The organism is Flavobacteriales bacterium, assembly GCA_021739695.1.
GTDB lineage: Bacteria > Bacteroidota > Bacteroidia > UBA10329 > UBA10329 > UBA10329.
Genome location: JAIPBM010000034.1, coordinates 14,382 through 38,156, shown reverse-complemented (window position 1 = coordinate 38,156; position 23,775 = coordinate 14,382). Strand labels below are relative to the sequence as shown.

Genomic DNA, 23,775 nt, shown 5'->3' with positions numbered 1-23,775 from the left:
GATGAGTCTTGTTTGAAGGTCTTTTGTGCTTCCGGTGTAAAATGAACCGTCAGAACATTCTAATATGTACATCCACCCAGACATGAAACAAAATTAATTCTGAATTATTTGGCACGACACCCACGCTGTACCCTTCGAGAACCTCAGGGTACGCCCACCGCGCGCAGGCGTAGGCTGAGGCGCTCGAAACCTAAAGGTACGGCCTACGCCCCATGAAAATGCTCAAAAACCACCTTCGCTTTGGCTTTGCCAATGGCTTCGGCCAGTTCCTCCTCGGTGGCTTCTTTCACTTTTTTCACGGAGCGGAATTTCCAGAGTAATTGCTGCGAACTCTTGTCGCTGATGCCTTTGATGTCGGTGAGTTCGGACTTGACGGTGGCCTTTGAGCGCTTGTTGCGGTGGTGCGTAATGCCGAAACGGTGCGCCTCGTTGCGCGCATTCTGTATGATTTTGAGCGTTTCAGAACGTTTGTCGATGTAAAGCGGCACCGAATCGCCCGGGAAATAGATCTCTTCCAGCTTTTTGGCAATGCCGATGATGGTGACCTTGCCGCGCAGTCCGAGCGCATCGAGGCTTTTCACCGCGCTGCTCAACTGGCCCTTGCCACCATCAATAACGATGAGTTGTGGCAGCGGAATGCCTTCCTCCAACATGCGTTTGTAGCGTCTGAGTACTACTTCCTCCATCGAAGCGAAATCGTCTGGACCAACCACCGTTTTGATATTGAAATGGCGGTAGTCGCTCTTGTAGGGTTTGCCGTTGCGGAAACAGACCATGGCCGCCACGGCATGATCGCCCTGGATGTTGGAGTTGTCGAAACACTCGATGTGGCGCGGTTGCTCCTTCATGCGCAGGTCCTTCTGCATCTGCTCCATGATGCGCGTCACGTTGCGCTCGGGGTCGAGGATTTCCGTCTGTTTGTCCTTGTCGCGCTTGTAAGTAAGGGCATTGCGCTCAGATAGTTTGAGCAAAGTGCTTCGGTCGCCACGCTGCGGAACAGTGATCTTCACGCCTGGAATCTCGAGTTCCATCTCAAAGGGAACGATGTATTCCTTGGCATCCGATTGGAAACGTTGCGAAAGTTCGATGATGGCCATTTCCAGCAGTTCGGCATCCGTTTCTTCGAGTTTCTTTTTCAGTTCGATGGTGTGCGCCTGTACAATCGCGCCCTCAATCACTTTCATGTAATTGACGTAGGCCGATTTCACATCGGATACGATGGAATAGACATCGGCATCCGATATCACAGGACTCACGACAGCCGACTTGCTCGTGAATTTCTCGAGAATCTCCAGTTTTTCCTTCACCAATTGGGCCTCTTCAAACTCCAACTTGGCGGAAAATTCGGTCATCAGGTCGCCTAAATGTTCGCGCACTTCACGGATGTTCCCTTTGATGATCTTGCGGATGTTCTGAATGGCGAGTTCGTAATCTTCTTCCTTCTGCTTGCCGATGCAGGGACCTTTGCAATTGCCGATGTGGTATTCCAAACAAACTTTGAATTTATCGGCCTTGATGTTTTCCTGTGTGAGGTTGAGGTTGCAGGTGCGCAAAGGATAAAGCTGTCGCACCAACTCCAAAAGTGTGTGCATCATTTTCACATTCGCATAGGGTCCGAAGTACTGCGAACCGTCTTTTATCACTCTCCGTGTAGGAAAAATGCGCGGATAGGGTTCCTTCTTGATGCAGATCCACGGGAAGGTTTTATCGTCCTTAAGTAAGACGTTGTACTTCGGCTGATATTCCTTGATGAGGTTGTTCTCCAACAGCAGTGCGTCCAATTCGGAAGCCACGACAATGAACTTGATATCGCGTATCTGCCGAACAAGAATGGCTGTTTTGCGGCTGTCGTAGCGGTCTTTGGTGAAGTAGGAAGACACGCGTTTCTTCAGACTTTTGGCCTTGCCGACATAGATCAATTTCGCCTCTTCGTTGAAATATTGATACACTCCCGGGTTATCGGGAATGACCTTTAAAAGGGTTTGAATATGCTCTGGTGCTTGAGTGACGCTCACTGTACAAATATAACTTGGCGCAATGCGTACATTTGGCTAAACATTTAACTTAAATCATGAAAAAACTATTACCCCTTTTTATTCTGGGAACAGTTGCATCAGCAAATGCTCAGGTTATTATTGATGAAGTAGATTTCCCACAAGCAGGAGAATCATTCACCTTTGGTACCGACCTAGATGTATCAAATCTTTCAATCAGTTTGGGAACAACTGGTGCTGGACAAACCTTCGATTTCTCTATGCTTCAGACAGATTCGCTGTTTCAAGTAGGCTTCTATGACCCAACTACTGTAACTGGTGGTAGCGATTTTCCAACTGCTGACATGGCTGTAGATCAATCTGGTGCATACGGTTTCGTAGAAGTAAACTCTGGTTCTGTTGACGTGATCGGACTTGGAGGTGACCTTGGGCCGCAACTTGGCAGCCCTGTTCCATTGGTGCTTGGAATTCCAGCAACCAATCCTTGGACCATCTTCACGTTCCCTTCCATGTTGGGAACGGCTTTCACGGATACAGCTGTTTTTGATCAAAAAGTGCTTGCAACTGGTTTGCTTCCTGCACAAATAGGTTTGGTTTGGAATCCTGCTCCAGATTCAGTTCGTATCAAACGAACCATCTACATGCAATCGGTGATGGATGGAGAAGGAACACTTACAAACCCATTGGATGATTTGCACAACGTATTGCGAATGAATGTGGTTGAAACAGCCATTGATACACTTTGGGGCTGGACAGCTTCTGGTGGATGGGCTTTGCCTCCTGCGCTTGTTCAAGGATTTGTTGGTCTTCCAAGCAACACTACAACTTACCGCATGCGATATTTGAGCGAAGAATTGGGCTACTATGTGGTTGAGTTCTTGACAGATGTCACTGGTGCTCCACTTTCGGCTACGTTTGTTTCTGATAATTCTGAGTGCTGTACCGGAGTTGAAGAAATCGTTGCTTCTGGTCAGAATGTATTGTATCCAAACCCAACTAACGGAAATATCCGTGTAAGAACAGGTGGTGATCTTTACCAACTGAACATTATGGATATGAGCGGTAAATTGTTGCAATCAACGCTGTTGACCGTTGATGGTCAAACAGTAGAATTGAACGGATTGGCCACTGGTCTTTACGTTTACCAAATGGTTACTGAAGCAGGAAATATTGCACACACAGGACGTGTGAGTGTGATCAAGTAATTTTTCTCGCAAAGGCGCTGAGACGCCAAGAGAAAAAGGGGCTTCCGACTGAATCGGAAGCCCCTTCTTTTTTGCGCAAACAATTCTTTGCGACTTAGCGTCTTTGCGCGATGCTACACGAATCTTGGGTCGGATTCCATCACATGCCCACAGTTTTTGCAGGTTCTCAGTTCTTCCGAAGCGTAGAAATCACGGAATCGAGGAAGGAAATCGTTCTCAATATTGGAAAGGGGAAACTTGTATTCGTGCAATTTGTGATTGCATTTATCGCAGAACCACATCAGTCCATCTTGCATGTCGGTTCCTTTTCGCACGCGTTCAATCACCAAACCCACGGAGCCTTCGCTTCGCATGGGCGAATGCGGAACATTGGCTGGCAACAGGAACATTTCTCCCGCTTTTATAGGAACGTCAACGGCTTTTCCATCTTCCTGTATCCGCACGTTGATGTCGCCTTCCAGTTGGTAGAAAAGTTCTTCCGTCTCGTTGTAGTGATAATCCTTGCGCGCATTAGGTCCGCCAACGATCATCACGATGTAATCGCCTGATTCTGTATACAGATTCTTGTTGCTTACTGGTGGCTTCAAAAGGTTGCGATTATCATCTATCCACTTCTGAAGATTGAACGGTTTTTGAATAGCCATAGCGTTGTTTTTGTTCCGATCAAAGTAAGGAAATTCAAGTAGTTTTGACCAAATCTCAATCATGAAGATCGATCTTAAAGGAAAGCGTGCCTTGGTTTGCGGAAGCACGGCAGGAATTGGAAAAGCAGTAGCCTTGCAATTGGCCGAAACCGGTGCAAGTGTCACTCTTCTGGCGCGTAACGAGGAAAAATTGAAATCAGTTTTAAGGGAATTGGCAACTGTCGAAGGCCAAAGCCACAGTTACCTCGTGGCAGATTTCAGCAAACCGGAAGCGCTGAAAATTGTGCTGGAAAACCACATGAAATCAGCTGCGCCTTACCACATTCTACTCAACAACACAGGCGGTCCGGCAGGCGGAAAGGCCATTGATGCCGAGCTGAATGAATTTGAAGCGGCTTTCCGTTCGCATCTTATGTGCAATCATATTCTGGTTCAGGCTTTGGTTGATGGCATGAAAGCCGAGAAATACGGTCGCATCATCAACATCATTTCTACTTCTGTGAAGATTCCGCTGCATGGTCTGGGTGTTTCGAACACCATTCGCGGAGCGGTTGCCAGTTGGAGCAAAACGCTTGCGAATGAGCTGGGCGAATTCGGAATTACGGTGAATAATGTGCTGCCAGGCGCTACCGAAACCGAACGACTTTCAAGTATTATCTCCAACAAGGCTGCGAAATCTGGAAGCAGCGAAGCAGAAGTTTCTGCACATATGAAAGCTGAAGTTCCTGCAAAGCGCTTTGCTCAACCTTGGGAAGTGGCAGCAGCAGCTACGTTCCTAGCATCACCGCTTGCGGGTTACATCAATGGAATCAATGTTCCGGTTGATGGCGGAAGAACAGGAAGTCTGTGACTTAGTTTATAGTTTAGTTGGTTTACAAAGTTGATTGGTTATTAGACCTGTCAACTTCATCTACTCTATCAACTTCTAACTGATTTACTCCTTCGCCAGCAGCTTAAATCCTTTTCCGTGCACGTTCACCAACTCCACTTCTGGGTCGAGTGAAAGGTATTTGCGCAATTTGGCAATGTAAACGTCCATGCTGCGTGAGTTGAAGTAATTGTCATCGCCCCAAATTTTGTTGAGCGCGTAATTACGATCCAGTACATCGTAGCGGTTCTCGCATAGCATGTGAAGCAGATCGGCTTCCTTGGTGGTGAGGCGTTTTTCTTCACCATCAATAAGAAGTACCTGTCGGTCGTAATCGAACACGAATTTGCCAACTGTCAGCGAAGCTTTCTTTTTGGCTTTGGCGGTTTCTGGCAGCGTTCTTCTTAGCACGGCTTGCATACGCATAAGAAGCTCATCCATGCTGAACGGTTTGGTTATGTAATCGTCTGCACCGGCCGTAAATCCTTTCACTTTATCATCCTTCATGCTTTTGGCAGTAAGGAAAATGATCGGCATTTGCTTGTCTGTCTGACGTATTTCTTCAGCCAATGTGAAGCCATCTTTTACGGGCATCATCACATCCAAAATGCAGATGTCAAATCCGCCCTGCGAAAACTTTTCGTAGCCGATCTTTCCGTTTTCGGCCAAGGTGGTTTCGTAGCCTTTGGCGTTCAAATATTCGCGAAGCAACATCCCCAAGTTCGGGTCATCTTCTGTAAGTAGTACCTTGATCTTTTCTGCGCTCATGCTTGGTTATATTTATGGGGGATGAGTATTTCAAATCGACTGCCTTTGTTCGGCTCACTGTTCACTTTTATCCAGCCGTTGTGCTTGTCAACAATGGCTTTTACGTAGCTCAGGCCAAGGCCAAAACCTTTCACATTATGGATGTTTCCGGTGGGTACGCGATACAATTTATCAAAGATCTTCTTTTGGTTTTCCTTCGAAATTCCAATTCCGTTGTCTTCCACAAATAGCACAACTCCGTGCGCCTCGTTTCGTGTTCCCACTTTTATCACCGGTATTTTTTCGGTGTACTTCAGGGCGTTATCCACTAAGTTGAAAACCACGTTTGTCAGGTGGATCTTATCTGCCTGAACCATGGTTTGCGTGGCTTGCATATCGGTGATGAACGAACCGCCTCTGCGTTCCAACTGAATGTTCATGTTCTGCAAAACCTGATTCACCACTTCGTGTACATCGATGGCTTCAATTTTCAGTTTCAGTTCGCCTTTGTCCATCACAGCCGTGCGTAGCACATTCTCCACCACCATCGCCAATCGCTTGTTTTCGTCAGCAATCACGTTGATGTAATTATCCACGATTCCTTCCCTTGTTTTGATGTCAGGATCGCTCAGCGCTTGGCACGCCAGCGAAATGGTGCTGATTGGTGTTTTCAGCTCGTGGGTCATATTATTGATGAAATCGTTCTTGATCTCAGATACCTTTTTCTGACGGATGATGGTTGAAACCGTGAAAGAGAACGAGAAGATGATGACCAGAATGAACATGGCCGAAATGGTAAGCAGCAACCACATGGTGCGAAGCAGGTATTTGTTCTGATTTGGGAAAAAGATGCTCAGGAATTTAGGCTGGCTGAACACGTTTCCAGGAGTCAGATTCACTTTGTGCGGAGATGTGATGATGCCCTCGACCTCGTCCGAATCTCCTTGCATGAAATAAGCGTTCATAAAAGGGTCGAAAATGCCGTAAGCATATTCAGCGCCAATTCCCTTGTCTTTCAGTTGCTCTTTCAAAAGCGAATCCAGCGCTACGGTATCGATGCCTTCCGATTGGTTGTAGAGGTCAACGTTTACAATCTCTTCGAAGATCTCGTTTACCATATCGGCACGTTTTTCCAGCCACTGTAAATTCATTGCCTGCGCCTGTTTCATCGAATCGACATACCACGTCATATCGTCCTTCGATTCTGGCAGAACAGGTTTTCGGATAGGTCCGAAATTGGGAGATTCAAAATGCTTTTGACGACTTCTTTTCACGTACGTTCCGCCCGAATCGACCAAAAACTCCTCGTATACACTTACTTGGAAATGTGCTTGTCCAAAATCGCCAAAACCTTGAACAGAGCTTCCGTCTGAAGAGAAAAACACTTCGTGATCGTTGCTGAAGCCAACTCCTTTGGGGTTTGGCAGACCATCAAATTTCGATTGCTGCAGAAACATCAAACTGTCTTGCGTTCTGCGAATGGCGCGGTTGATGGAGTCCATCTCAAAAACCAACCTTCTGCGTTTTTCGCGCAGGTCCATTTTCATGGCCAAACTTTCGGCAGTTTTCAGCTTTTCGTATTGATACACCACGTTTCCGAGTGCCTCGTTCACGGTAGATTGGAACTTTTGCTGGCGCAGGATCACCGCACTGTTTATCCAATACACCTGTATACCGATCAGCCCAACCAAGGCTACGGTCATCAGAATAATGGTCGCTTTTATCGTATTCTTTCCCAACACGTCAAAGGTACGTTCGATGTCGTGCCTGTATTTTATGCTTAACACTTTTTAACGCCTGCCATACGCTTTATGGGACAAAAAAAACGCCCAAACTTTCGCTTGGGCGCTTACCATGAAAAGGTACGGGACTCTCCAACCCCGCTTCTTTGCCTTTACTTATGCTTTTGCAGTTGCTTTAGGAGCAGCAGCTTTAGCAGAAGATTTACCGATTTTGCTTTCTAGGTCAGCAACTTTTGATTTAAGGTCAGCAAGAATTTCTTCTTCTGTTTTCTTAACGATACCAACTTTTTCTTTGATCTCAGCATATTTTGCTTCGAACTCTTCTTTGCGAGCTTCTGTTTTTTCGAAAAGCTCATCTACCATTTTCTTTCCTTCAACGTCAGAGATCTTACCTTTTTCGATAAGGTCTTTAACAGTCTCTTCGAATTTTGAAGAAACTTCTGCAGCTAGATCAACACCAGCGTAAAGGAATTTTTTGAATGCGTCTTCCATAATATTTGTTTTTAGTTGTTTGTGAATCAATGTTTGACGCTTAGCAGTAGGCAATTACCGTGCACATAGCTGTGCCAAACTCAATCATCATCATCCAAAAAAGCTTGAAAGCCTTATGAACAAAGGGATAGAGAAATAATTGGCATTCTTTGACACGGATCTGTGTAAAAAAACAGGAATACTGACACACATGACAGACCGTTCGTCAGACACTCCTTTTCGGGTCGTCATGTCAGGTGTGTCAGGTTTTTTGGTGTGTAACGAAAAACCGGAAACGGAGGTCTTTTCTACTTCATGCACAAAACCGCCAGTTGGCTACTTTTACCCCAAACAACAGCAATGCAGCAGATTCTCAACTACATCAACGGGCAGTTTCAGGCCCCAAACTCAGGCGAGTTCTTGGATAACTACAATCCTGCCACGGGCGAGGTCTATTCGCTGATTCCTGATTCGGATGCGAGCGATGTGGCGCAAGCGGTTGAGGCTGCGAAAGCCGCGTTTCCACTTTGGTCGGCACTCACACGTGAAGAACGTTCACAGCACATGCTCAACGTTTCTAAACGGATAACGGAGCGTTCGGATGAACTGGCACAAGCTGAATCTACCGACAACGGTAAGCCATTTTGGTTGGCCAAGTTGGTTGATATTCCTCGCGCTAGCGACAACTTCAAATTCTTTGCAACGGCCATTTTGCACGATAGTTCTGAAGTGCACGATACAGATGGAAAGTATCTGAACTACACGCTTCGTCAACCCATTGGTGTGGCAGGCTGCATCTCGCCATGGAATTTGCCGCTCTACCTTTTCACCTGGAAAATAGCTCCAGCCTTGGCATCTGGGAACACAGTTGTGGCCAAACCATCAGAGATCACACCGATGACAGCTTTCTTGCTTTCGCAGATCTGTGATGAGGTTGGATTTCCGAAAGGCGTGCTGAATATTGTGCACGGGCTAGGAGGGAAGGTTGGCTCCGCCATTACAGAACATGTGGATGTTCCGATCATCTCCTTTACGGGCGGGACCGAAACAGGAAAGGCCATTGCACGTACGGCTGCGCCCATGTTCAAGAAACTTTCTTTAGAGCTGGGCGGAAAGAATCCGAACATCATTTTTGATGATTGCGACCTGGATAATGCCTTGAAGACATCGCTCAATTCCAGTTTTGCCAATCAGGGACAGATCTGTCTGTGTGGCTCGCGCATTTATGTTCAGAAAGGAATTTATCAGGAGTTCAAAACCCGATTCGTTGAGCTGGTGAAAGCCATGAAAGTGGGCGACCCTAAATCACCAGATGTGAAACTTGGCGCTGTGGTCTCCAAACCGCATTTCGATAAGATTCTATCCTATGTTCAACTGGCCAAAGAAGAAGGCGGAACAGTCCTTTGTGGCGGAAAAGAGGCCGAAACGGGAATGGGCGGTTGGTTCATTGAACCGACCATTATTGAAGGTTTGCCAGAAACCTGCCGTACAAATCAGGAAGAGATCTTTGGCCCAGTGGTTACCATTCAACCCTTCGAAACAGAAGAAGAGGTTTTGGGCTATGCCAATGGAACCAAATACGGGCTTGCAACAACGGTTTGGACAAATGATCTGACGAAAGCACATCGCGTAGCTGCCAATTTGCATACTGGAATTGTATGGATAAACTGCTGGCTGGTGCGTGATCTGAGAACTCCGTTCGGTGGTGTAAAGCAATCTGGTGTTGGGCGCGAAGGCGGTTGGGAAGCCTTGCGGTTCTTCACCGAGCCCAAGAATGTGTGCATTCCGATGTTCTGATCAGGGGTGCATTTTCAGCGGATATTTCTCATGTATCCGAACGCGTTTCGACAACCCTTTAGCGCTTCCTACTACGTAACCGGCCACTTCAATCTCCAATGTTGTGGGGTCGTTTTTCAGCAGTGCGCTCAATCCCATCATCAAGGTTCCGCTCATCAGTTTTTCGGTGGAGGCGGTTACGCTTATCGTTTTCTCAACCGTGCTGTTGGCTGGGATGGCCGTCAGTTCGGTATTCTCGGTGGTTCCAATTGTATTTCCATTTATCCGAACATCCAGATCATACTTTTTAATATTGATGGGAAATGGGTTTGGATTACTCAATTCGATGGAAAAAGCAACTTCGGTTTCAGATTTCAACGCCTTTTTCAGTTCGCAACAAGTTACTGTCTTTACAGCCAAGGGTTCAATCTGCATGCACGAATTCAATCCAAGCAAAACAAGAAGAAATAAAATCGGACTGATTTTCATGGAAAAAGGATGCAAGTTGCGAGTGTAAAACTAAATTAGTTCGCTCAAAGTCATTCCATGTCTAAAGAAACCGTTGTGCTGCGTGCTGAAGAGCAGATTCGATTGCTTACGCGTGAGAATGAATTGCTGAACAGTATCATCCAAGGAGCATCCGATTCCATTTATGCGAAAGATCTGGACGGTCGATATATCACCATAAACGAGGCGGGAGCCGCTTTTTTCGGATTGCAAGTAGATGATGTGATCGGAAAGACCGACCGCGATCTACTTGGCGAGGAAGGTTGGAAATACATGGAACGGGATGAAAACCTGTATCGCACAGGCAAGTCCATCATTTACGAGAGTCAAAGCGTAGACGGGAAGAAGACTCAAACCTTTTCCACCCATAAATCTGGATTGTTCGATTCTGCAGGAAAGATCATTGGGCTAATAGGTGTTTCGCGTGATGTAACCGATGCACGATTGGCAGAGAAGAAATACCAGTTCATATTCGATAATGCACCTATAGGATTTTGGGAAGAAGACTTTTCTGAAGTGCGGAATTACATTGAAGAACTGAAGGCGCAAGGGATAGACAATTTCAGAAGACATTTTAAGCGGAGTCCGGAATCCTTGAATAAGTGCATTGGCCTGATCAAGATTTTGAATGTGAACAGAACCACCGTGGAAATGAATGCTGCTGATGATAAAGCATCTATCACTTCTCGGTTAAAGCACAATTTCACAAAGGATTCTGAAAAAGTATTCTTAGAAGAATTTGTAGCACTGGCGGAAGGTAAAACCAAGTATCAGTCGGAAGCCACAATTATAGACCTGAAGGGAAACTCTCACAACTTGCTGTTCAACCTGAATGTACTTCCCGGACATGAAGATTCGTGGTCTCTAGTGCTTGTTTCAGTTGTAGACGTGAGCGACATGCGCAAGATGGAGAACGAGCTTTCCAGTATGAAGTATCGTTACCAGAGTATTGTTGAGGCTCAAAAGGAGATGATATGCAGGGTAAATCCAGAAGGCAGGATTCTATTCAGCAACCTCGCATTTACTAACTTCTTTGCATTTAAAACGAAAAGTGATAACATCAAGTTTGTTACCCTTTTTCCGCCAGAAGAACTTGACAAATGCGAGCGTGAACTACGAACGCTCTCAGCCGCGGAACCAAGCAAAACCTTAGAGCTCCGGAATTATAACCATGAAGGTGATCTGGTTTGGCAAGAATGGTCTGTAACTGCATTTTTCGGTAACTCAGGAACCTTACTTGGATATCAGGCAGTTGGAAGTGACGTGACTGCCAGAAAAATGGCTCAAGAGGCGTTGGCATCGTCTGAAGCACGATGGCGTACGGTTTTCGACCATGCGGATGACCTCATTATGACGATCAACTCAGAAGGATATATCTTAACTGTGAATGATTACAGCGAGCTTCCGAAGGATGTAAAATGGGCCGGTAGAACCTTTGAAGATGTGATGCTTCCAGAGAATGCACAGGCTTCGATGGAACTGATCAATCATGTTTTTACCACAGGAAAGGGCTTGAAAACAGAATTCAAGCTTCTGAAACCTGGTGAGCCAAGTATGAATACCTACGCTGTCTCTCTTTCTCCGATATTTCATGGAAAACGGGTTATAACTGTGATCTGTATTGCCCGAAACGTGACCGAAACGAAGGAATTCGAAAAACATAATCGCGAAGCGCTTATTGAAGGACAGGAAAACGAACGGACGCGCGTTTCGCAAGAGCTACATGATGGTCTTGGTCAACTTTTTACGGCTATCAAACTCAATCTCCAACATTTGAAATCAGGATTAGATGAGTTGGAGGATTCAAGTCCCTTGTTTGAACGTGTTCAGGCCTTGGAAGACAACATCGGTATTGCCATTTCCGAGGTTAAGAATATTTCGAGAAACCTCATGCCCGATGTGTTGCATCAGTTTGGCCTAAAGCCTGCCATTGAAGATATGGTGGATAAGTGGAACGCATCCATTGAGAATAAAATACGACTGGAATTAGTGGATGTGAACCAGCGGTTTTCGCCCGAACTGGAGAAGGCATTGTTTAGAATGTGTCAGGAGTTGATCAACAATTCCGTTCGGCATGGCAACGCCTCGCAGATTTACGTGCAACTCATCAATCACGAAGATTCTATTGTGCTGATGGTGGAGGATGATGGCAGCGGATTCAAACCTAAAACCACGTCAAAAGGTTTTGGACTCAGAAACATTCGTTCACGGGCGGAAGTGTTTGATGGACGGGTTGAAATAGATTCTGCACCAGGAAAGGGCACCGTTACCACAGTTGAGATACCTTTGAACAATTCTTTGAGACAATGATCAGAATACTTATTGCAGATGACCATGAAATGATCCGCAACGGACTTTCGTCCTTATTGCGAGGTGAACCGGATATTCATGTGGTGGAAATGGCACAGAATGGGAAAGAAGCTCTTGATTTCTGCGGCACACGTCAAATAGATGTAGTGCTGATGGATCTGAATATGCCGATTATGAGTGGGGTGGAGGCTACAAAGGCTATTCGTGCGCTGTATCCGAACACGCAAGTGTTGGCCGTAACTATCAACGATGAGCCTCGATTCATCAAAGAAGTGCTGCAGGCCGGGGCTTCAGGATACATACTCAAGCATTCCACCAAGGCAGAGATCATCGATGCCATCAAAGATGTGGCAGATAATAAGCAGCATTTCAGTGCTGATGTATTATCGAAGATCTCTGATGAGTTTACGAAGGGCGCTAAGAAAATGGGGCCAATGCTTACCAAGAAGGAAGATGAAGTATTACGGCTCATAGCCCAAGAATACACCAATCAAGAAATAGCCGATAGGCTCGATTGTGGAATCCGAACGGTGGATACACACAAACGTAACCTCATCAAAAAATTAGAGGTGAAGAATGTGGTTGGTTTGGTGAAATACGCCCTAAAAATGGGGGTGGTACGGGACTAAGCAGCTAAGGTGTTTATGTAGGCTACGAGCTGAGACCTGTCTACTGGTTTTGTAAGATAACCGTGTACCAAAGGTTCTTTTTCTGCACGCACACGATCCTTCAATCCAACTGAAGATGTTAAGATCACCACTTTTGAATTTGTTCCAAACTCGTTCATCAGGTCAAGCAGTTGCCAGCCTTCCAAATGTTTCATGCTTAGATCAAGGAAAACGAGCTTCGGTTCGTGATTTCCAGCCTTCGCCAGCTCAATCATTTTCATGATGGCTCTGTCACCATCATCAAAATAAACTGCACGTTCAGCATAATCCGTTTCATCCATCAAACCCTTGACGATGAAACGGAAAATATCATCGTCATCTACAAACCATATGTCTTTTGAGTTTTCCATGTCTTTCTGTTTTTCGGATACCCTAATTTAGGTAAAATTTCCAATCCCTTCACCTTGTGCGTTGTCATGATCTTCAAATGTCGGGGAACCGAATTTCACTACAAACGTGGTTCCTTTTCCTTCAGTACTTCCTACATCAATTGATCCGCCCAACGATTCCAATTGATGCCTGACCAAGAATAGACCAATTCCTTTTCCTTCAGCGTTTTCGTGGAAGGTCTTGTACAATCGGAACAAGTATTGTCCATGTTTTATAAGGTCGATTCCTTGCCCGTTGTCTTTACATTCCAGAAATACATGCTCGTCATGAATCCATGTTTTCAGTTCGATAACTGGCGATCGCTGAGGATGTGCGTACCGGATGGCATTGGAAATGAGGTTGATGAAAATGCTCTTGAGATGATCAGGAGCATAAACAATCGATTTACACTCGCCAAAATCTTCTTTGACAATGGCGCTGCTTGAACGGAATTCGGAATTCAACTCAAGTTTTATTTCATTCACCAATACATGAAAATCAATCTGTCTGGCGTCTTCCAATGGGCTGCTTTGGGTAAGAACGTGTGAAATATCGTCTAACGTGCTCATCAGCTGATTCCCACTCTTTACCAGCATGGGCATGATCTCGTTCTTTTTTTCTAAGCTATCGGTTTTTGCCAATTCACGCACTAACCCAACAAGGTTGGCTGCAGGCGAACGTAAATTGTGTGAAGTGATGTAAGCGAAATTTTCGACCTGTTCCTTCTTGCGTGAGATGCGAACGGAAAGGCGGTTCAACTCAGCGATTCTAGCTTCCAACTCAGCCGTTTTTGTATCTACAGCGGACTGTAGTTCTCTAGGACTTTTGTAGGCTAAAGCTTCTGGAATAACTTTAAGCATAGCGACCACGGTCGCGACCGACACAACTGCCGTTAGAACCAATACCAGCGCATTCAACCTATACAGTGGAATCCAAAAAATGATGGCGTCCAACAAATGTGTTGTTCCGCATAAGGCAATGAACGCGATGAACAGCCAGAAAACTCGTTTAAAAGGAAGATCTCCCCATCGCTTTCTGACGAAATAGACCATCGCAATGGGAATGGCCATGTATGCGAGAAAAATAGTCAGGTCGGCAAGGATATACATCCAACCATGAAGAGGGGTCCATTTTCCGCACACCCAGCGAGGCATGAACTGCTCAGATTCGAGCAATTTTCTGAAAAAGTCAATCATCTGTTCCATCTCCCTGTTTTGAATAATTAAAAACCAGAATAGTTTTTAGTTGGCACTATGCTTAAGGAATGTTCTAAGTTCCGAGCACCTCTAAAGTAAAACTATTGAGTTTGTAAATCAACGTTGTTGAACAGCATGCTCAACGAAGAAAAAGATGGCCTAGAACAGAACCTTATATTGAAGCAACGGATAGATGCCTAGTTGGTTCACATTCACCAGTTTGTTCTGATCGGGATTGTATTGATTGTAAAGCGGATTGGCCTTATCAGTCACATTTTGGCAAGAGGCTGAAAATTCCTGTGTCACTTTTGGTCGGCTCATTCGGTAGGTCAGTCCAAGGTCCAATCGATAGTACGGAACAAATTGTTTCGAGTAAGCCTGTTCATCCACATAAACCGCCTTTTTAGCAATGGAAGATGCTGTGAGGTCGATGGGCGTATAGCGAGACCCACCAGCAATGGTGAATTTCACATCGAATTTGAGCGAATGCTTGGTGGCCAATCTGCTCTTCTGCTTCTTTTCAAAATACTTCAATTGCCTTTCGCTGTAGTTCGGTTTCGGCTGCTTCAGTTTCGGGTTCTTTCTGTTCAGTTGAAGTTCGTATCCACCAAGCACGTTCAGTACATAATTTCCGTTGAAAACCGTGTTGCGGAGCACGCCATCGCTGGCCACATATTTAGAATCGTAGAGCGATGCAGTAAGCAACCAGTAATAGCCTTTGGTCAGGAATTTCTCGAATGTGAGCTCCAATCCGTAATTGGTTCCCGTTCCGCCATTCACAATATCATCTGGTCCATCTTGCGTAAAACTGCCCACATTAAGCGATGAGTAGGAACTGCTATCGCGGTCAATTCCCGCATCATAGATGTATTGGTAATAGGCTTCCAGTTTGATGCGCATGTCAAATGGCAGGCTCCAATCGTATCCGAGCACCACGTGGTGGCTTTTTACAAAGTCTAGGTCGCGATTGGGAGTCTGCTTGTTCCCCAGCGAATCTTCCATTACTAAGAAATACCTATCCAAAGCCACCATTTGGCTGTGTAGACCATAGGCGAGCGAAAGTCTGTGCCGTGGGTTGACCTTCCATTGCAATCCCCATCTCGGCTCTACCGTGTACGAACCGTTGAGAGTCAATACTTGCCCATGCAGGCCTGTGTTCATGGTCCAAGCATCATTCCATCGCCACTGCCACTGCGCGTAAGGTTGAATCAGCGCAGTAACGCCATCAAAATCAGTCAGTGTCTGGTAGTCGTTCCAAGCTCGGACAAACGAACTATCCTGAAGAATGGAATAGAAAACCGTGGCACGTGTTCCCACCTTAAGGTTATGCTTGGCATTGAATTTCTTCTTGTAATAAACGTGAGCCTGGAAACGGTGGTCCTGAAAGTTCTGCTTATACCAGTCGAACGGATGTTTGAACGCATCTACACTGTCAATCACATCCTGATTAAGTTGTGTGCTACCAGCTAAGGTCGTTTTCAGGTAGCTACTATTCTTAAACAGATACGTGTGCGAAAATCCTACAACGCCTCGTTTGCTTCGGTTATAGATATCGAGCCCGCCTTGCGAATAGAAATTGGTCGAATTATCGTCTGATTGACTGGCAATAAAGTCGATGCTGCTAATGCCGCCCATCCCAAAGATCTCGTAGATACCGGTCTTCTTGGTAGGAATACGCACTTTGAAGCTTACATCCGAATATTGTGGTGTGGCATCTCCCGTTCCAAAATCGACACCGCCCAATTTGAACAATGCAAGGGTTGAATAGCGGAAATTGATCAGATAGGAAGCACCACTTTTCTTAGAGAAAGGTCCTTCTGCCCCAAGCTCCACACCATTGAAGCCAATTTGTCCCATGAACTCGTGCTTCTCATTGTTTCCAGACCGCATTTTCAGGTCGAAAACACCCGAAATACCATTACCATATTCTGCTGGAAATGCAGCCGTCATGAAGTCGGAATTGGAAAGCACATTGCTGTTGAGCATGCTTACCGGACCGCCTGTAGAACCCAGGTTTCCGAAATGGTTCGGGTTGGGAATATCAACGTCTTCCAAGCGCCAAAGTAGTCCTGTAGGCGAGTTTCCACGGATAACGATGTCATTGGTGGCATCATTGGCGCCACGAACACCAGCAAAATTGGTGGCCATACGCGAAACGTCATTCCGAGTGCCGGCATAGCGCGAAGCCTCTTCGGTGGAAAAAACACGGGCTGAAACGGTTGCCATCGTGTTCATCACCTCGTCCTTTTTCCGCGTAGCTTTAACTACTACCTCGTCCTGCTTCATCACCATTTCCACCATCTCCACATTGAGCACCAATTCTTTTCCGCTGAAAAGTTCGATGCCTGAAAGTGTTTTTGGGGCATAACCTAAATAGGTGATCTTGAGGTCGATGCGACCAACCTTTACTTTGGGAAGGTGGAATTTTCCGTCCAGATCGGTGGTGGTTCCTATGATGGGATCACTTCCAACAACCACTACTGCCGCGCCAATGATTGGCATTTTATTCTCCTGATCGATAACCACACCACGGATTGTCTGGGTTTGCGCAAGCAACCAGAAAGGAGATAGGAGACATAAGAACTGAATGAACAGGGGCTTCAAGGGCAGCATCTTAATCGACTACAAAAGTAATATTCAGCTTTTGGCGCACGTACGTTGAAATGCGTAAACGCTTTAGGTGGAGAGTTGTTTATCGAAAGGGAGCGGATTTTATGTCAAGTTTATATTCTGTTCAGACCCCTAGCGCCTATCTAAACGCGTGTTCATCTATGTGGTCCATTGTCTATCGGTGTTCCAATACGAGGTTTTCGAATATAAACCCTTTCAATTTGGGCCACAGGTATTCCATAGATGTTTCCTAACGAAGAGCGGATAAATACCGTGTCGCGCGGTAATATTTCGGTGATAAACCCAAAGTAAAAGCTGTGGTCTTTGAGGATGACCGAATCAGGTCTGCTGCTTTGGGCAAACAGGACTTGGTGAGAACTGACCACTAGCGCCATGGAGATAACAAATGTTCTCATCGTCCGAAGGAATGAATGAAACTTAGACCAATAAACATGCTGGCTACGGTTCTTTTCCGTACATCTAACAGAACGATTCCCTTGTCTGGGTCAATAGAATATTCGCGGAAAATGAAGTCTGCGGATCGGAAACTCAATCGCAGGCCGAGTCTGAAATTGTAGCGACTGCGGGTTCTTAGTCTGACACCGAAAACGGTAGCAGCATGAACGCCTCCAAGGCCGAGTGGGTTGTTCATTTTTTCGATGTTCGGCAATAGCCTAAATGCGTAACCCAACTCTAAGGCGTAAAACGGCACAACGCCACCAGATGGAAGGTTTCCTCCGTAATGCAGGAACAGCGGGGTATAAATTCCCTCAATCTGATTCTGACGACTATTGTGCGTTGATGGTATGAACGTAAGTGACGTTGCCGTAAAGTTGAATCCGAAACCGATTCCGAGCTGATGCCAATTGCTCAATCTGTAACCGTGCACTGTTTGCAGCCCGAACTGCGCAAACTCAAGGTTCTTTTGCAATTGACCAAAGTACGCCCTCTGCTTGGGTTCGTATAGAATACGTTTTCGGTCCCGAGGCACTTTTTCCCTTCTCGTCTTTCTGAATAAATCACTATCCTGCCTATCGATCCGGTCCACATCGGTCATTGGAATCGTGAGCTTTTGGCCGTTTATGAGACGGATGATGACATTCTCATGCAAATTGAATTCAACGATCCGACCTCGGTATTCGCTGCTATCTTTCATTAGAATATGATCGGTCAAGGATTCCGCCTGAGCGAACAATCCGTGTGTCCAAAGCAGTGATGCCAGTAGAAAAAGCAGTATTTTAAGTTGTAAATTCATGTCATTGTGAATCAAATTTAACATACTGTAGAAATATCTATCTTGCTATCGTAATTTCTTGAATGAGAAAATTGAAAGCCATCGGTTCTATGTCAGTCATGAAGATCATTGTCTCGGCCTCATTCTTCATTTTTTTGAGTGGTTGCGCATGTGACGAGTATACACAACCACAGGACTCGTTGACAAGAGCTTTGCGGAGAAATGTGGTCAGCACATTCATGGACAGTTCGAACAATTACCTACAGATATTGGTGTTTGATACCAACTACCAAACGACACCAGCCGATTTCATAAGGGACAATTATCGGGATGACTGTTTGGACTATTATCCTCGCACGATTGGGATGTTCTACCCGAATATTCCAGGGAAGCGTATGTATTATAGTCAAGCGAATTGGGAGTTACAGGTCAATGATGTGGGTCCTCACTTAACTACAGAAATTCCTGATTCGACACTGAATTTGCGGGGCTATGAATTCACGCACTGCCATTATTACCAACAAACGGATTCTGTCGGGGTCAAACAGGAATTGGCCCTGAGTCCGGAATACGGCATTGTCCTGTTCAGCTATCGCGACCAATACCGTTGGGAAAGGGTGCTGAATCCTTGAGGTCGAGTGCAGCAAGATCATGTTTTTGTTCCTTTCACTTACTAGCCTTAGCTCAGGTAGAACTCTCATTATGAACTGACCGTGCTTACTTACGCAAGAATGCTTCTTCGGAACACTGCTTGGGACTCGGAATTAGCTCGGGTTTGAATGGTTTAAAATTGAATTCCGATCACCAAAATGTCATCCACCTGCTCGCAATCGCCTTGCCATTCATTGAGATATGTATCGATTGCTTCATACTGAAGATCGATCGGTTGCGGTTGTAATCTTTCCAGCAATTCTTTGAATCTCTTTTTCATCATTTTCTTGCCCTTTGGCCCACCGAATTGTGAATAGTATCCATCGGAAGTGAGGTAGATCGTATCGCCTTCTTCGAAATCAACGCAGATTTGCTCGTAGACTTTCGTGCAATTCGAAGAGTCGTAATTGCCAATGGGATTGCGATTACCTCGGTATTCCATTAGCCCCTTGGCTGTGGAATGGAAAAGAGGGCGAAAAGCTCCGGAAAAGCAGATTTTCCTTTCGACCCTGTCTATTCTGCAAAGGATCAGATCCATTCCATCGCGTACACCCTTTCCTGCATGGCCAAATAGGGCCTTGTCAACGCTTTCGTCCAATTCCTGAAGGATGTTTCCAGGTTCGGTAGAACCTTTTTTGATCACAACCTCATTTAGTAGCTGATGCCCGATCATGGACATGAATGCACCTGGTACGCCATGTCCTGTGCAATCGACCACTGCGATGTAATCGTAATCGTCATTGTGATATTGCCAGTAGAAATCGCCACTTACAATATCTCTTGGTTTCCAGAAAACAAAAGACTTTGGAAACATGGCCTTACACTCATCGAGTTTAGCGAGTAGCGCTTTTTGGATCAACTGGGCATAGTTGATGCTGTCGGTCATTTCTTCGTTTTTCCGTTTGAGGAGGGAATTGGCATTTTCTAATTCAGAAGTTCGCTGTTTCACGCGGGTTTCAAGTTCTTCTGTAAGGTCTCTTAGTGCCTTTTCTGTAAGGAATTGCAGTGTTATGTCTTGCATGGTTCCGAAGATCTTGAGTTCTCCGCTTTCCATGCTTTTTCCGTTGCTCTTAGAAATGCTGCTAAGCATCTTTATCTGGCCATCAAGGGTTTTGATCCGGAATCGGCTGTTCATATCCGGCATCTTGCCGTGTCCCATGTCTTTGGAAATCTGATTGGCGTCAGGAGCATCTTCCGGAATGATCATGTTCAGAAAGGAATCATTGGTAGGTGTGTAGCTATCGCGATCAGCCCCAACGATGCGATACATTTCGTCCGACCAGCTGATCACTCCTGTCCCAATGTTCCATTCCCAGTTGCCCACCATGGCCATGCGTTCAGCCGATTCCAGCCTTTTCTGGCTTCTGATCAGGTCTTCCAGTGCTTTCCGTCTTTCCTTATCAGACCGTTGTCTATCGAGTGCCTGTTTGATGGCATCTGGCAATCGGCTCAATCGGTCTTTAAGTACATAATCATCAACGCCAGCCTTCAAACATGCAACGGCCACTTCATCAGGAAGCGAACCAGTGACCAAGATGAATGGGCAGGTCATGCCATGCTGCTTTTTATCACGCAAAGCAGCCAGACCATTGTACCCTCTCAATCCGTAGTCAGAAAGGATGATATCGGGAGTACTTGTGTCAAGTTTGTCTAAAAATTGAAATTGATTTTCCACATGCTCATACTCAAACACCAACCCGGCAGATCTCAGTGTGGCAAGCACGAGCAACGCATCCGATTCTTCATCTTCCAGTAGTAATATCTTCAACTTTTCCATTTCCTCAAACTTCTGGTGTGTAACTCTTGGTGGATCAACTCTTAGGCGGTGTGTTTAGTAGAAGCCAATACATACCTAGATCAATAACAGCAGAAATGAACGCTTCAAAATCTACTGGCTTCACGATGTAGCTATTTACGCCAAGGTCGTAGCAGGCTTTAATGTCGGGGTCTTCTTTGGAACTGGTGAGCACCACAACGGGAATGCTTCGGGTGGTTGGATCCGATTTCAGCTGTTCGAGCACTTCAATTCCGTTCACCTTCGGCATTTTCAGATCGAGCAGGATAAGGCTTGGCAGGGCCATTCCTTTTCGGCCTGCGAATTTTCCGCGTGCGTAAACAAAGTCAAGTGCCTCGGCACCATCTTCTACATGATGCAAGTGGTTGGCCAGATTCTTCTGCCGTAGGGCGGAAAGGGTCAGTTCGGCATCGTAAGGGTTGTCTTCAACCAGTAGTAGGTCGGTCATTTTTGGTTCCATGGCATTCTATTTAGGGGTTGTTGATCAAGGATGGATTCGTTGTTTTAGGTAGGCTGAAATGGAAAGTGGCGCCTTTGTCCAATTCGGCATGGGCCCATGTTTGGCCTGCATGTTTTCCAATAATGCGATACACGATGGCCAAGCCTACGCCTGTTCCTTCAAATTCGCGAGGAGAATGCAAGCGTTGGAACACGCCAAAGAGTTTGCTGGCATATTGCATATCAAAACCTACTCCGTTGTCTTGAATGTGATAAACGCTGCGCTTGTCTTCTTGGGTGGACCAAATACGGATAAGCGGCTGTTCCTTTCGCGCAGAATATTTGATGGCGTTGGAGATCAGATTGACCCACACGTGCTTCATCATAGTAGCATCGCAATAGGCCAGTGGCAATGGCTCCACTTCTATCTGTGCCAGCCCCTTGTCCGTTTCGGCCAGTATGGCTCGGACCAAAGCCGTCATGTCTACCTCAGAGCTGTGGATATCGGTTCGCCCAGTACGCGAAAACTCCAGCAGGTCGTCAATAAGATTGCCCATGGTGTTGGCGTTGGTCTTAATAATGGAAAGTAGGCGCTTGCCATCCTCATCAAGCTGTGCCGCGTTCTGTTGCTCCAATATTTTGCTGAAACCGTTGATTGCCCGTAGAGGCGCTCTTAGGTCATGGCTTACCGAATAGCTGAACGATTCGAGTTCCTTATTGATGGCCTGCAACTGTGCGGTGCGTTCTTCCACCTTTTGTTCGAGCGATGCATTGAGCTCTGCAATAGCTGCTTCCGCCTTCTTCCGGTCGGTTATGTCTATGGACAGAATGAAGATGCCTTCGGGAACGGGCTGTATGCTTAGCTCAAACCATGCCTGACTTCCATCTGGATAGTCGAAAAGGTTCTCCATGTGGTGAGTGGTCCTTTCATTCATCACCCGCTGCATCTGGCTGAACACCTCCGTCTGCTCAATACCTGGATAACACTCCATGATGGTCTTTCCCAACATCTGTTCAGCTGTCATGGCGCCATGAACGGTTACGGCTAGGTTCACATACTGATAGGTCCAATCGTGTCCAATGATCTGCACACCCTCCATCATGTTATCGAGCGTTTGCCGAAAGTGCACTTCGCTGGCGGCCAGGCGTTGCTTGGCTTCCACCCGTTCGGTCACATCCCTGAAATTATCGACAATGCCATTGACGGCAGGGTCGTGCAAGAGGTTGGTAATGGTGGCCTCCAGCCAACGCCACGACCCATCCTTATGCCTTGTTCGGGATGTATGGCCAGGCACTGGAATACCGGGGTTTTCCATGGCATTTCCCAAAGCCTGCTGAACGCCTTCAAGATCGTCATGATGAATAAGGGAAAGCAGATCGATCTCCATTACTTCCGCTGGCGAATAACCCAGCATACGTGTAATGGATTCGGACACATAAATGGGGCTAAAATTGCCATTCACCACAAGAACGGCATCGCCACCATTCTCTACCAAAGCCCTAAAACGCTTTTCGCTTATTTCCAATTCTTTGGCCTTTTCTTCCAATTCTCGACTTACGTCAAGTAATGTTTCGGTACGCTCGGCCACCTTTTTCTCCAAGTTGGCATTGGCCAAGGCAAGTTGCTTTTCGTGTAGCTTCTGTTCTGCCGAATGCTTATTGGTCACATCAGCAATTTTCCAAATGGCCAAACAAAAAGAACCAATGACCGATACCACCACCAGCATCAGTCCGAATTCGGTTGAGAAGATTCCGCGCGCTGCTCCGTAAAGCCGCAATGCGCCTAAGACAATAGGAACCAGAATGGCCATGGGCAACAGTGTTCTGGCCATTATTCCCCCAGCCCCTTTGTCTGTCATTGTTGACATGAATGGGCCCATTGGTCGTACCAACAGCATTCCGCATGCTATTATCAGAAAACACATGGCCGTGTGTATGGCCATTGGGAACATGTTGAGCACGCCATAGAACTCTGGCACCTTAAAACCATAGCCTATTGTAGAGATCAACCCTTGCACCAATACAAGCATTACGCTTAGCTCAATGAACCAAAGGGCTATCTTCTTTGATCTACGCAATTCGAAGGCAATGCCTACCCACAGAAACCCAACGGCCGTGTTGGGCGCCATGCTGTTGCTAATTCCGTTCAGTTTATCTGAGGCGAGTTTTCCATGAAAGATGAAGGTATCGACAGGAATGTGAAGCGCGGTGATCATTGAAAGGAGCTTTGCCGAGGAAAGCGCCATAAGGAACCAAGCAAAGACCCTTAGCAGTCTCCCATTCCGAAGATTCAATAAAGCAAGGGAAGAAAGAATGAAGCAGATGGCCGTAAGTGGGTTCATGGCCACCGACCCGGGAATGGGCCGCTTGAGCACATCAACGTTCAATTGCCATCCTGCAAGAACAGCCACCGACAAGGCAACCACCACCAAGGCCGCTATGGAGCGGATGGTGTGAAATCTGTCTTTTGAATGTGGGTCTTGAGGTAGTTCCATTTCCTCTTTTGGGGCTTGATGGTGGTGGTAGTACGAAGATTGATGAGTGGATAGA

At 46.1% G+C, this 23,775-nt stretch carries 21 protein-coding genes; 6 read left to right on the top strand and 15 right to left on the bottom strand.

Going from position 1 to position 23,775, the window contains the following annotated elements; translation table 11 throughout:
• Positions 1–84: GIY-YIG nuclease family protein (locus K9J17_16585; protein MCF8278347.1), on the bottom strand; the 84-nt coding region annotated here is incomplete at its 3' end.
• A 119-nt stretch (positions 85–203) separates the two neighbouring features.
• On the bottom strand, positions 204–1,988 hold the full coding sequence (gene uvrC / locus K9J17_16580; protein ID MCF8278346.1) for an excinuclease ABC subunit UvrC: 1,785 nt from the start codon (positions 1,986–1,988) through the stop codon (positions 204–206).
• 83 nt (positions 1,989–2,071) lie between these two features.
• Here uvrC and K9J17_16575 point away from each other — a divergent pair, with 83 nt between their 5' ends.
• Positions 2,072–3,199, top strand: coding sequence for a T9SS type A sorting domain-containing protein (locus K9J17_16575; GenBank protein ID MCF8278345.1), 1,128 nt, complete (start codon positions 2,072–2,074; stop codon positions 3,197–3,199).
• Positions 3,200–3,312: 113 nt separating this feature from the next.
• Here K9J17_16575 and K9J17_16570 read toward each other — a convergent pair whose 3' ends face one another.
• Complete coding sequence (locus K9J17_16570) at positions 3,313–3,843, bottom strand: 3-hydroxyanthranilate 3,4-dioxygenase (GenBank protein ID MCF8278344.1); 531 nt, start codon at positions 3,841–3,843, stop codon at positions 3,313–3,315.
• A gap of 61 nt (positions 3,844–3,904) precedes the next feature.
• Between K9J17_16570 and K9J17_16565 the strand changes: the two genes are divergently transcribed.
• Entirely contained in the window at positions 3,905–4,693 is a 789-nt protein-coding gene (locus K9J17_16565; protein MCF8278343.1) for an SDR family oxidoreductase, read from the top strand.
• Positions 4,694–4,777: 84 nt separating this feature from the next.
• Here K9J17_16565 and K9J17_16560 read toward each other — a convergent pair whose 3' ends face one another.
• The 3 genes from K9J17_16560 to K9J17_16550 all read right to left on the bottom strand — a co-directional run bounded on the left by K9J17_16560 (position 4,778) and on the right by K9J17_16550 (position 7,692).
• A complete protein-coding gene (locus tag K9J17_16560; protein MCF8278342.1) occupies positions 4,778–5,479 on the bottom strand; it encodes a response regulator transcription factor in 702 nt (233 codons plus the stop codon).
• Entirely contained in the window at positions 5,476–7,245 is a 1,770-nt protein-coding gene (locus tag K9J17_16555; protein ID MCF8278341.1) for a HAMP domain-containing histidine kinase, read from the bottom strand. The genes K9J17_16560 and K9J17_16555 overlap by 4 nt, the downstream gene beginning before the upstream one ends.
• A gap of 111 nt (positions 7,246–7,356) precedes the next feature.
• Complete coding sequence (locus tag K9J17_16550; GenBank protein ID MCF8278340.1) at positions 7,357–7,692, bottom strand: hypothetical protein; 336 nt, start codon at positions 7,690–7,692, stop codon at positions 7,357–7,359.
• A 339-nt stretch (positions 7,693–8,031) separates the two neighbouring features.
• Here K9J17_16550 and K9J17_16545 point away from each other — a divergent pair, with 339 nt between their 5' ends.
• Positions 8,032–9,468, top strand: a complete 1,437-nt coding sequence (locus K9J17_16545) for an aldehyde dehydrogenase (protein MCF8278339.1) — start codon at positions 8,032–8,034, stop codon at positions 9,466–9,468.
• Here the strand turns inward: K9J17_16545 and K9J17_16540 are convergent, their stop codons facing one another.
• Positions 9,469–9,936, bottom strand: coding sequence for an LEA type 2 family protein (locus tag K9J17_16540; protein ID MCF8278338.1), 468 nt, complete (start codon positions 9,934–9,936; stop codon positions 9,469–9,471). It abuts the gene before it with no gap.
• A gap of 57 nt (positions 9,937–9,993) precedes the next feature.
• Here K9J17_16540 and K9J17_16535 point away from each other — a divergent pair, with 57 nt between their 5' ends.
• Together K9J17_16535 and K9J17_16530 are read left to right on the top strand one after the other, a co-directional pair.
• A complete protein-coding gene (locus K9J17_16535) occupies positions 9,994–12,264 on the top strand; it encodes a PAS domain S-box protein (GenBank protein MCF8278337.1) in 2,271 nt (756 codons plus the stop codon).
• Positions 12,261–12,893 (top strand): response regulator transcription factor, encoded by a 633-nt coding sequence (locus K9J17_16530; protein MCF8278336.1) that lies wholly within the window; start codon positions 12,261–12,263, stop codon positions 12,891–12,893. The genes K9J17_16535 and K9J17_16530 overlap by 4 nt, the downstream gene beginning before the upstream one ends.
• On the opposite strand, the gene K9J17_16525 is transcribed toward K9J17_16530, so the two are convergent.
• The 5 genes from K9J17_16525 to K9J17_16505 all read right to left on the bottom strand — a co-directional run bounded on the left by K9J17_16525 (position 12,890) and on the right by K9J17_16505 (position 18,362).
• On the bottom strand, positions 12,890–13,282 hold the full coding sequence (locus tag K9J17_16525; GenBank protein MCF8278335.1) for a response regulator: 393 nt from the start codon (positions 13,280–13,282) through the stop codon (positions 12,890–12,892). The two genes, K9J17_16530 and K9J17_16525, sit on opposite strands and share 4 nt — an antisense overlap.
• 27 nt (positions 13,283–13,309) lie before the next feature.
• Positions 13,310–14,506, bottom strand: coding sequence for a HAMP domain-containing histidine kinase (locus K9J17_16520; protein ID MCF8278334.1), 1,197 nt, complete (start codon positions 14,504–14,506; stop codon positions 13,310–13,312).
• 150 nt (positions 14,507–14,656) lie between these two features.
• Positions 14,657–17,101, bottom strand: coding sequence for a TonB-dependent receptor (locus K9J17_16515; protein MCF8278333.1), 2,445 nt, complete (start codon positions 17,099–17,101; stop codon positions 14,657–14,659).
• Positions 17,102–17,262: 161 nt separating this feature from the next.
• Complete coding sequence (locus K9J17_16510; GenBank protein MCF8278332.1) at positions 17,263–17,523, bottom strand: hypothetical protein; 261 nt, start codon at positions 17,521–17,523, stop codon at positions 17,263–17,265.
• Entirely contained in the window at positions 17,520–18,362 is an 843-nt protein-coding gene (locus K9J17_16505; GenBank protein ID MCF8278331.1) for a hypothetical protein, read from the bottom strand. Before K9J17_16505 ends, K9J17_16510 begins: the two co-directional genes overlap by 4 nt.
• A gap of 62 nt (positions 18,363–18,424) precedes the next feature.
• Between K9J17_16505 and K9J17_16500 the strand changes: the two genes are divergently transcribed.
• Positions 18,425–18,973 (top strand): hypothetical protein, encoded by a 549-nt coding sequence (locus K9J17_16500; GenBank protein ID MCF8278330.1) that lies wholly within the window; start codon positions 18,425–18,427, stop codon positions 18,971–18,973.
• 152 nt (positions 18,974–19,125) lie between these two features.
• Here the strand turns inward: K9J17_16500 and K9J17_16495 are convergent, their stop codons facing one another.
• Genes K9J17_16495 through K9J17_16485 form a run of 3 tightly spaced genes read right to left on the bottom strand, consistent with a single transcriptional unit; the run spans position 19,126 to position 23,720 of the window.
• Positions 19,126–20,769 carry a SpoIIE family protein phosphatase gene (locus K9J17_16495; protein ID MCF8278329.1) on the bottom strand — a complete coding sequence of 548 codons (1,644 nt, stop codon included), beginning with the start codon at positions 20,767–20,769 and terminating at the stop codon, positions 19,126–19,128.
• 34 nt (positions 20,770–20,803) lie between these two features.
• The gene (locus tag K9J17_16490) at positions 20,804–21,247 is read right to left on the bottom strand and encodes a response regulator (protein MCF8278328.1); all 444 of its coding nucleotides are present in this window, start codon (positions 21,245–21,247) and stop codon (positions 20,804–20,806) included.
• Positions 21,248–21,257: 10 nt separating this feature from the next.
• The gene (locus K9J17_16485; GenBank protein MCF8278327.1) at positions 21,258–23,720 is read right to left on the bottom strand and encodes a PAS domain S-box protein; all 2,463 of its coding nucleotides are present in this window, start codon (positions 23,718–23,720) and stop codon (positions 21,258–21,260) included.
• Between the last annotated feature and the right edge of the window lie 55 nt (positions 23,721–23,775).